Origin of the sequence: Gilliamella sp. W8136 (assembly GCF_016101285.1) — a bacterium.
GTDB classification, from domain to species: domain Bacteria; phylum Pseudomonadota; class Gammaproteobacteria; order Enterobacterales; family Orbaceae; genus Gilliamella; species Gilliamella apicola_N.
In genome coordinates, this window is sequence record NZ_JACFQU010000011.1 from 121295 (window position 1) to 131864 (window position 10570).

The 10570-nt window shown below is 27.2% G+C and carries 6 protein-coding genes and 1 pseudogene; all 7 read right to left on the minus strand.

Features of this window, described 5'->3' with window-relative positions:
• Positions 1 to 1073: 1073 nt before the first annotated feature.
• A complete protein-coding gene (locus tag H3T96_RS09060; protein WP_144092320.1) occupies positions 1074 to 2009 on the minus strand; it encodes a hypothetical protein in 936 nt (311 codons plus the stop codon).
• Positions 2010 to 2271: 262 nt separating this feature from the next.
• On the minus strand, positions 2272 to 3288 hold the full coding sequence (locus H3T96_RS09065; protein WP_144092322.1) for a hypothetical protein: 1017 nt from the start codon (positions 3286 to 3288) through the stop codon (positions 2272 to 2274).
• 409 nt (positions 3289 to 3697) lie between these two features.
• Positions 3698 to 4666, minus strand: coding sequence for a hypothetical protein (locus H3T96_RS09070; RefSeq protein WP_144092323.1), 969 nt, complete (start codon positions 4664 to 4666; stop codon positions 3698 to 3700).
• A gap of 3 nt (positions 4667 to 4669) precedes the next feature.
• On the minus strand, positions 4670 to 5275 hold the full coding sequence (locus tag H3T96_RS09075) for a hypothetical protein (protein WP_186279259.1): 606 nt from the start codon (positions 5273 to 5275) through the stop codon (positions 4670 to 4672).
• 744 nt (positions 5276 to 6019) lie between these two features.
• The gene (locus tag H3T96_RS09080) at positions 6020 to 6892 is read right to left on the minus strand and encodes a hypothetical protein (RefSeq protein ID WP_144092327.1); all 873 of its coding nucleotides are present in this window, start codon (positions 6890 to 6892) and stop codon (positions 6020 to 6022) included.
• Between the two features lie 260 nt (positions 6893 to 7152).
• A complete protein-coding gene (locus H3T96_RS09085; protein WP_144092328.1) occupies positions 7153 to 8157 on the minus strand; it encodes a hypothetical protein in 1005 nt (334 codons plus the stop codon).
• A gap of 60 nt (positions 8158 to 8217) precedes the next feature.
• Positions 8218 to 10570: pseudogene (locus H3T96_RS09090) on the minus strand (hypothetical protein); the annotation flags it as partial.

A 10570-nucleotide genomic window follows, 5' to 3' on the forward strand; every position in this document is an offset into this window, starting at 1 on the left:
CTGATTTTTAAGATGACTAAATTTATAAAACAATTCTCTTAGCCAATAAACCGTCATTTATAAAACATACTTATCCCCTATTATCTTTTTTCATAAATAGCAGTTACCAAGTTATTTTTAGATAGATTTGCTAACTTTCACTGCAATAAATCACGCAATCTTGTGATTTTGAGTTAACTGCCGATATTCAATTTTGCCAACAAAATATAATTAAAATTTGGTCTAAACATGATCAAAAAAGGATTAACAGATCTTGGATTTTGTATTGAGGATTATTTAAGATTTTATATCTACAAATTTCATTTTACTCAAACATACCCATAACCTGAAACTTTTTGACAAAATAACTGACAGCACAACGGTAAAAAATACTTTTTAAAAGTATTACTAAGATAATGAATAGAATTTAGATAATTTTGAATGATTAGATTTAAATAAATATAAAAATATAATTATATTAGTATGTTATAATTTATTCCGTAAAAAATATTCAGGAGTCTATACCATTTCGTTATTAAAAGCCTACTGCATATAAAGAATAATTGCAAATGGTGGTTACAACAAGCTATTAGACAGTGCTTACCTCTATCTTGTTGTTTAGGTACGACTATTTTTTTATTGCTGCGGCTATATCCAGCCATTGGCTAAATAACAACTAATGGAATGATAATAGATTTCAATATATTCAAATAGTAATTTATTAGCTAATACCGTTATTTTGTAGTTACTATCATGAAAAAATGGATCTCAGCAAATGAAAAACTTTCTACTACGATGTTTTCCCAACAATTTCTTTTTCGACTTATACTTTACCTTAATCCGCATTGCAACAATAAACGTTTAAAATCAGTGCTAAACTTTTTAATCGTGATGTGTTTTCTCTAATTATTTAGTTATATCATAAAGTGACATCTTTCTACTTGTTTGGCGAGGATCATACTTTTTGGTGATATAAAATATATGTTAAAAAGCAACCATATAATCAGAAAAATTAATAAAATTAATAAAATTAATAAATACTATTGATATTTAGAATAAAATCTAAACTAATTCTATCATTCATTATTACTTAACTATTTATTTACTTTAATGAACTTTCCTTTATCACTAATTTTATAGAAAGTTTTACTTACTGATTTGGGTGATTTATTGTGCCTATATTCAACCTCATTAAGTGTAATGAAATAGTTTTTATCAATATTATATTTAATCCATGAGACACCATCTTCTAATTCGTATTCTTGGCTTAACTCTAATCTATCAATGAATTTAAAACTGTTATCAAGACTCACTATTGATAATTGAGGAGCGCCAGCAATAGTATATGAAGATAACAATAGTAAATTTATATCGTTATATTTCTGTAATTTTAAACTTTGAGCATCAGAATCATCAATGCTTCCCTTAAAAAAATAAACTAATTCATCAGAAAAAGGAGAAAACTCATCTTTGGATTCAAGCGGCCAAAAGCGATTAGTGAGTGGTAGTTTAACGCTTTTTAATTTATCGTATTGACTGGCTAAATAGTTACGAATTTTTTCCTCATTTTTGAACGTTAAAACAAAACCATCATTGGAAAATAAAAAAAGGTAATCTGAAATAAAAACTAAATATTGATTTAAATCGTATTGTGTTGGTGATTTTATAAAAGAAAAACATTTCTTATCTTGTTGAAAACTATTTAAGTTAAAGTGTTTTAATTCTTTTAGTAATAAATTATGAATATCTTGAGGTAATTCATCCATTATTTCCTTGATATCAAAAGAATCATTATTAAATGAAGTACTATGATAATTACTTTTAATTACTACATTATTTAAACTTTTATAAAGAATGTCTCTATGTTCAAAATCAGGTGAGGAATCAGATGAATAATCAATCAAAACTAATTGCCATTGAACTAAATTTGAATTATTAAGTATATTATAACTAGTTTTTTGATCATCAGCATTCACCCCTAATGAGAAACACAAAAATATTAAAACCAATTTATTTAATATTTTTAACATTTTTAATTCCTATAAAAATCATCAATTGTTTTTAAATCATACTTACTTGATAATGAGTAAGTCTTTTCAATCATATTTTTTAACTTATCGGGAATATTCTAATTTTATGAGATACGCATCTCTTTTGGGTTAGGAAAAACTCGATAAATATCTTCCTACCCAAATTCTGATGTTTTTTCAATATTTAAATATATTTCGCAATCAAATTATTTAATAATAATAAATAATTTATTGTTATTATTGTGAATATGTATATATTTTTTTATTTACCTAATTCTTTTTCAATACGAATCAGTTCTTGTTTAAGCCCGTTTATCTCACATGAATAAAGATCATTAAAATATGAAAGTTCGTATTCTTTCTTATAATCAAATCTAGGCATTGTTATACATGTTTGATCTAACTTTTTCTTAAATAATGTGAAAGTGTTTTTCGGGGCTTTGGATTTTTTGACAAGTAATGCTGTGCTCTTTTTTACTTCATTAAGGTAATAGATATAAGAATATTGATCGTTACAATCATATCCTTCTGAACAGGGTTGAACTGAGTTTTTATCAAAATATCGATTGGGTAATACAATCAACTTATCGGGAAAATTTATTTGTTCAACTTCTGTTTTAATCTTTATTGCTTCAAATTTGATTTTTTGGAGATTTATTTTATAATGCCCCCATAAACCTATCCCCTCACCCAAATCGCTAACACCATGAGTTAAAAGCCAAATATTAAATTTTTTATCAATATAGAAATCCAGTTCATATGTAAAACCACTATCGCCTATTTCGAACGAGCTAACAGTTAAATGATCAACGATTTGATTGTCTTTCTCCAGAAATAAAATATATCCTGAAATTTTATTATAAGCATCATAACTAGTAGGATCTGAAATAGGTTCTCCTTTTAAATTAAGGGAAAATTCTTCTAGAAAAAGAGAAAATTGATCTGATTGATAAAGATATATTTTTTTCTCTGACACAGAGTCTTCTTTTTCTATATTTTCAGGTGTATCTGAGTCAGAAGTAGAATCAGAAGATGTTAAAGGACAGTTTTTTGTAGAATTTTCAATATCTAAATCTGTATAATCAAGCGAATAATCAAAATAACATTTTTGATTTATAGTTTTAATATCAGACATATCTTTTATTTTTGACCATCCAAATGGTAATGAATAGCTTACGGGCTTAGAAAACGCAGTTGGTGTGAGTATAATCAATAAACATAATCCAACAAATAATTTATTATTAATAAATTTTATTATTTCCATTTTGAAAAATTTCATTTGCTTAATCCTAAAATAGATATACTTTATTAATTATAAAGTTAATAAAACCTTAATGATATAAATTATTTAATAATAGACAGATAATCTGAACTATATCTCTTTCTTTTATTTTTTAGTTGAGTTAACTAATTGAGTTCAGTTACATCATTTCATATTACGTAAAATAATGCATTTGTTAGTAATTTTTAATGGTTTAGTCCATGCCAATAGTGATTTCAAGCATAATTGTTAAACAACTTATCTTCTTTACAAATATAAACATGATCTATTGTTAAAATAAAAAAGAATTCAATTGTAAAAATCCATAATTCATTTCAGTTAATTTTTTTAGTACACAAATCATTAATAATTTTTTTATTTAAATCTTGCAACTAATTATTAACTACATGTATTTATAAAACTCAGATCATCGGCCCTCTAACATTTGATCTATTTTTTCAATCCTTTTATTCAATTGCTCAGTTAAACATTTAGTAATGCTAAAGGTAAAACTCTCTGCTTCAAAATGATCATACGGATCAGGTATTGATAAACACATTTTATTAATTTGCTTATCGATGGTTTCTATTGATTGTTTATTGTTTATATTTTTTTCTTTTAACGTCTCAATTTTTTGAGACAAAAGATTATGGTAAAAACGATACGAATCAATACTACAACTTGTCGAATATTCTTTTTGATAGCATGTTTTTAATTTATCAATTTCATAATTTGATTCTTCTAATGAGCCCTCAAGAATTCTAAAATGATCTGGATAAATGATTTCATATTTATATCTTTCATCGATCAACAGGTCTATAAGATTAAAATGAAAATTTTCTTTGTCTATTTGATAGTGTTTCCAAAATATAGGCTCCACATTACCATCTATATCCTTGACTGATAATGTATAAATATCCCCGCTATCACTAATATAATAATATTGATTGATTAACCAATAATAACCTTCCACATCATAATAACTCTTCGCTAAAGTAATTTTATCTATAAAATTTGTTTTATTAAAAATGGATAAATTGAGCGCTTTAATGGGGTATTTTATATTGTTAATTATTTTGGCAGAGGTAGTTTTCTCAATAATAAGATCTAGTTTCTCAGAACTATAAATATTTTTTTTATTGTTAATTGTTTCATATAAATTTTCAAAATAGAAAGCAATTTGATTAATTGGACAATTTTCTCTTATCCTTTCTCGTTCAGAATTTGTCATCTGCCAAAAATCAATTGTTTTACGGCAATCTTTTTCTAATTGAATTATATCCATTGAAGGAATATTAGATTTACCTTTATAATCATCCGCCACATTAAATTGCTCAGCATAGCTATTAAAAATAAGCAAATTCATTATCACCGCTATATATATTGATTTTTTCATAAACTACTCCTTTATTGAATTAAAAATACCAGAAGGAGTCATTTGAAATTCTACAGTTTTGGTATCGATTTGATTATTTTTTGGCTCCTCATCGTCCTCAAAAAGGTTTTCTTGCTGATATTGAGTTATCAAAATTTTTCCATTTGGATTTATAATAAAGTTATTCCAGTATGATATTTCACCACCCTCAACTTTATAAAGTAATATTGCATCAATAACCTCCCCTTGATTATCATAACTATATAATTGAAAAGTAAAAACTTTACCATCATTTTCACCTGTCGCCATCTGTATAACGCCTTTATATAAAATATTTTTATAATAAAAATAACAATGAGGAAAATAAAATGTCGTTTTAGCGAGATAATCAAATAATTTAGGTTTATATGAAAATTCTTTATTAGTGAACCTGAGAGGAAACGGCATATCAGGAGACAAATACAACCCATATTCTCCCCAATAATAGTATTTTTTTAATTCATTAGAGGAATAAGGTAAGTTTATTTTTTTATAGTAATTTAATTCACTTGTTACATTTGTTGAAAATGCATAATTTACAGATAAATAACTTATAAAAAAAATAATTAAATATTTTCTGAATAATTTCATTATGTTATTTCCTCTAAACTTTAAAATTGAATTTTCTATTTTTCATTTTATCTCCTGAAATTAAAAAATAATAAATTAATTTCAAAAAATTCAAATCAATCTTGTTTTTTTATGATCAATTTAAAATCAAAACCACAAACATGTAAATGATGGTCATGATCATATCCATATAAATAACATGCTTATATTATAAAAAAATAAAATATCATTAAAAATTTATTACTTAAACATAATCAAAAAAGACCAATAGATTTTGGATTTTGCAGAATTTTTATTGAATAATTTTTCACTGAATTTTATTAAAGTTTATATCTAGAAATTTCATTTTACTCAAATATACCCATAACCTGAAACTTTTTGACAAAAATAACTGACAGCACAATTACCAAAAATGTGCTTTTTAGAACTACAGATAAAACAATTAATAGAATTTTATTGGACTTGAATTAATAACAACTTTCCCTCTTTAATATTTTAATTTTTAATTATTTTTTATTCTTTCAAATCCAACTTACTGGCTAGGGAGTGAATACCATGTCTCGGGTGGTCGGTTACATTGACACTGTTTATTAATTAAAATAGCACCACAATAGTTTTAAAAAAATTTTTTTTAATTTTATAATGATTCTTTCATCATAATCATCGATTAGGTATATTAAGTTTCATTTATGCCTATTCTCTTTTTAACTCATTAGTTGACGACAATTTTTTATTATTTTTATTCTTTTAAATCCAACTTTCTGGCTAGTGAGCGAGTTGTTTTTCAATATTGGTTATTTCTTGTTTATAATTTTGGATCAAACAAAACATAACTTTAGATAAATAAGAATCGGTATTTTCCCTATCACCAGAAACTGGAGGTGGTAATTCTAAACAACTTGAAGCCATTTTTTGCTGTAATTTTAAATAAGATTTTTTTATTGTATTGTTCTTTTTATTTAGTAAACTGATTTTTTGTTTTAATCTACTATTGTAATGGTTATAAACATCTATATAGCAACTATGATATTCTTCTTTGTCATACTCATCTTCACATGATTTAAGTTCTTTGATATCGATTTTTATGGTCGGTTGATTCGAAATAACATTAAACTGATTTGGATAAATGATTTGATATTGTATTCCATCTGTAACATTGACTAACATATCTTGAAGTACAAATTTCATTTTTTGATTATCAATTTTATAGTGTTTCCAAAACATTGGTGAAACACCTTCTTCTACCTCGATCAAATATAATGTATTTATCTCTCCCTCTGGGGTTATAAAATAATGCTGGTAAGCAGCTGCAAAATCAGAAAGATTAATATAATTATTAGCCAAATAAATCCTATCTTTTACAATATTATCTTTAACTATTGATAGGAATATATCACCTTCATAAATAGTACCATCAGATTCGATATTATAATTTTCTGACATACTTAATGTCAGTTGAAAATTATGTCCGTTATAGATAATTACCGGTTCTTTATAAATAAATTTATATAACTTTTTTAAATCAAATTTGAGATTAAATTTTCTAATAGGGCAAAGTTTATCGATTTTTTCTTGTTCTGATTCGCTCAATTGTCTATAATTTTCAGGATAAGTACAATCTTTATCTAATTTATTCATATCGATTTTTCTGAACAATGGGTCGCCACGATACTTGTCTTCTATTTGATAGTGCTGACTGTAACAGTAAGTGCTAAATAGTAAACAAAATGGTACTAGATAATGTGAGTATTTCATCTGTTAACCGTTAATCCTTTCCTTATTTTTGAAAAAGTTGCGTGTAAAAATTCCAACTTTTTCTCTGTAATCACCTAACTTACTGGCTAAAATATGATTTAATAAAAACACTACTAACCATTATAAAATTTCGTATTTTTATATTAGTACGATCTAGATTCTAATAATTTAAAATGTCCTGTATTATCAATTTTATAATGCCTCCATTCTGTAACATGGTGAATTGAATCATCCCCATAATAATTCAATAACCAAACATTTTTGAATTCTTTATCGATATAGTAATATTGTTCAAAAAAAGCTGATTCTAAAATATTTTCCTTATAGATGGGTAAACGGTCTATTAGTTTATTATTTTTTTCAATATTCAAATATATTTCGTATTCAAATTCTTTTATTTGATTTTTAGTAAAATAGAATTTATCTTTATTATTCTCAAAACTATATTCTTTTTCAGCTTGTAATTTGTTTATTACACGAGCAAAATATATATGTAATTCTGTTAGTGGACATTTGTTATAACTATCATACTCATAAGTACCATCACCAGGAAAATTACACTCTTTATTCATTTTATTAACATTTTTTTTATCAATTAACATTGGGTGACCTAACAAATTTAATGGTTGATCTAATCCTCTATATGTGGCTGATGATAATCTGTCTTTTTCTAAATTTTTTGAAAAAATAATTATATATCCTGGTTCGGTCATAAATACCATAAAATTTCCTATTTTTATTAAGGCGGTAAGATCCTGTTTAGAGCAGGGCGAACCTTTATCATTTAAGTCATTTTTTATTATGTGAATTTGGTTTTCGAGTGGGATTTTTTCTTCTGAAAAAATTTTCTGGTACTTATCTACTTGCTCTGGCGACTTCCAATACGATAATGGTGTAACGATTTCGTTCGTTGCGCCCTCTGGAATAGTGCAAGCTTTATCGATTACTACCTCTTTGTCGCTTATTGTTAGTTTCGTTTGCCAATATCTATATATTAATCGCTCTCTTTCAAAAGTTGGCTCTCCGCCCAAAACAGTATTTTTGGAAACTTTATAAAAATACCATGTTTCGGGTGGTTCGGTTGCATAGACAATATTTATTGATAAAATAAAAAACAAGACTAAATTTAGCAAAATTTTTATTTTCATAATTTTCCACAATTTAATTTATCGACTTTTACATCCATAGATAGTTATATTTTTATCAATTCAATAAGTAATTTCTTTTATTGAAGCAAAGTCAAACTTTTCTGAATGTAAATGAGAATTATGTAAACCTAAACCATCCTTTGTACCCTTAAGGTCTTCAAAATCTGATTCATACATTAATGTACCAATTCTAAATATAGTAAAATGAAATTTATACAGAGCTTGTACAAATGCTCTGTCTTTATTCCAGTTTGATAAATTATTAACTTTTCGAATATATTTAGTATCAATACTTTGACCATTAATATGTAAAGCACTAGGAAAACAAGAACCTTGCTCGTAAGCACTACCTGTGACTAGAATATTTTCCTTAATCTCAGCTAGTGCGCCTATAAAACCCGCCATAATGTCAGGATTAGTATATTTTCGATAGGTTTCTGTTAGTTCACATTTAATAGTCACATCATCATTTTCATAATTTATAATTTCAGGAATTTTTATTAATTGAGCTTCCTCTTGTTGTTGAGTATATAATTTCCAAATGTTTCCTGGTTTTCCATTATTTGCTGTATCGTGAATCCCATATTCTGCAATATCTCCATTAGCCATTGTAAGCCGCTGATAGATGCTAACTCCTTTTTCTTTAACTACCCATTCATGAATATCACCATTGGTGTATTTAGCTCTAGCAACCATATATCCGTCATTAACATTTGTTTTAGACTCTGATACGGTACCATGATTTGGATATGAATAAGTTCCTCCTGCTTTTGAAGATAAGATCTTCTTTTTAATAGTATGCCAATCACAAATACATATTTCATGTTCATTATTCTTTTCATCATGATAAACATATTTATATTTTTGCTCGTAACCTTTCGATATTTCCTGTGGTATATGTTTTTCAATTTTTCCATCGTGGTAAATATGATATGTCACTATACCTGGGCTTATAAATCTACCCATCACTGAGACTGGATGAATAAACCATGCTTTGCCATCAGCAGAAAGATTGCTTAGTGCGGGTGTTTGGTTGTTTGTTGGTTGGGCTTGTTGTTGGTTTTGTGCCACTTTTTGCCACCAAAGGGATGGTTTAATGCGTTGCTCTTTTTCTAGTTGCCAATGTATTTTGGTTTCCTCGTGTGCTTCATCGACACTGTTTAACGCTGAGTTTCGCTTAAAAGGCATCGTTATATTATTGTCATCTAACCATTTTTCAATTAATTTTTTCTGTTTCTGTGTTTCTTTCTCAAATAAACTATCTATTTCGTTCCATTTGGTTAGCGCTTCGTCTGCGTGCCATTCACTCTCATATTTTATTATTAAGTGACCTATCATTTCGGCTATCCAACTGTTGCGTAAGCCGTCTTTCAGAAATTCAACAGTAAAAGGTGGTAGCCCTTTTTTTCGCTGAACAGAATATAACAGTGACTCAATTAAGATTTTATGCAAAGCTTTCATTGAATCAGTATATTCTTTAATGTCCAATGTTCCTGCTCGGTTATCGTTTATTTTAGTATAAAATTCTCCCACAGAAGCTTTTTCGATTACTGTCTCAAATCCTTGCCAATGCCAGGGACTGATTCGTTTAACGTGCTCTTGAGCATCTTTTTTGGTGTTTACCCAACCTGTTATTGACCAACGCTCTTCATTTCCTGCGGTGACTTTTACCCAAATTGAATCCGTGCTTTCGTCTTCTATAATAATTAAATTTTTATCATCTGATGAAGTTAATGATACCGTTCGTGGAAAATGTACCGTGTTATCTTTAGTTGCAGGTGGTAAATTATCAAGTGATAGCGGAAAATTATTCCAATAAGAAATTGCGGTATTGAGTGTCCCATCTTGTCCAAATAAGTGAGAGACATCTTTTGACGCTATCCAATAATGTTTAGTATTCACACAAAAACGTATTTTGACAGATGAACTATTGTGATCAACTTCAACAAGTTCAACCTTATCCGGAATATCGGACATGGTTAACTGCGGATAAGTTTTATTATATCTATTTTCTAACTGTTGTTTATGGTAGTGATTTAGAATGATTTCTTTCTTCTCATCCGACTGCTTGTCAGCAATTTTTTTCGGGTTATTATTAAAGATAGTTTGTGATTTTAGATTATTTTCAGAATAGTATTCCCATGAATTTAAAGTATATTCCAAGTTAATTTTAACGTAATAACTATCTTTATCACTGGTAAACTTTATCCCTAATCCTGAAGTTAAGTTTCCATCCGTTTTTGATGCTTGTATCAATCTTGCACCTTTTGCAATCAGAATTAGGTTTTTTTCACTCTCGGGTAAATTATCGGCTAAAGCGCGGGTTTTGGTAATAAATGCTGATAAATCCTCACAGGTAAATAATTCAACATGTAACAAAGGCGGTAATTTTGTATCTGATGGTCGTTTTATT

Bases quoted from the DNA above. Each gene is read 5' to 3' on its own strand.
- H3T96_RS09060 (WP_144092320.1), bottom strand. From the start codon at position 2,009: ATGTTAAAAATATTAAATAAATTGGTTTTAATATTTTTGTGTTTCTCA.
- H3T96_RS09065 (WP_144092322.1), bottom strand. From the start codon at position 3,288: ATGAAATTTTTCAAAATGGAAATAATAAAATTTATTAATAATAAATTA.
- H3T96_RS09070 (WP_144092323.1), bottom strand. From the start codon at position 4,666: ATGAAAAAATCAATATATATAGCGGTGATAATGAATTTGCTTATTTTT.
- H3T96_RS09075 (WP_186279259.1), bottom strand. From the start codon at position 5,275: ATGAAATTATTCAGAAAATATTTAATTATTTTTTTTATAAGTTATTTA.
- H3T96_RS09080 (WP_144092327.1), bottom strand. From the start codon at position 6,892: ATGAATAAATTAGATAAAGATTGTACTTATCCTGAAAATTATAGACAA.
- H3T96_RS09085 (WP_144092328.1), bottom strand. From the start codon at position 8,157: ATGAAAATAAAAATTTTGCTAAATTTAGTCTTGTTTTTTATTTTATCA.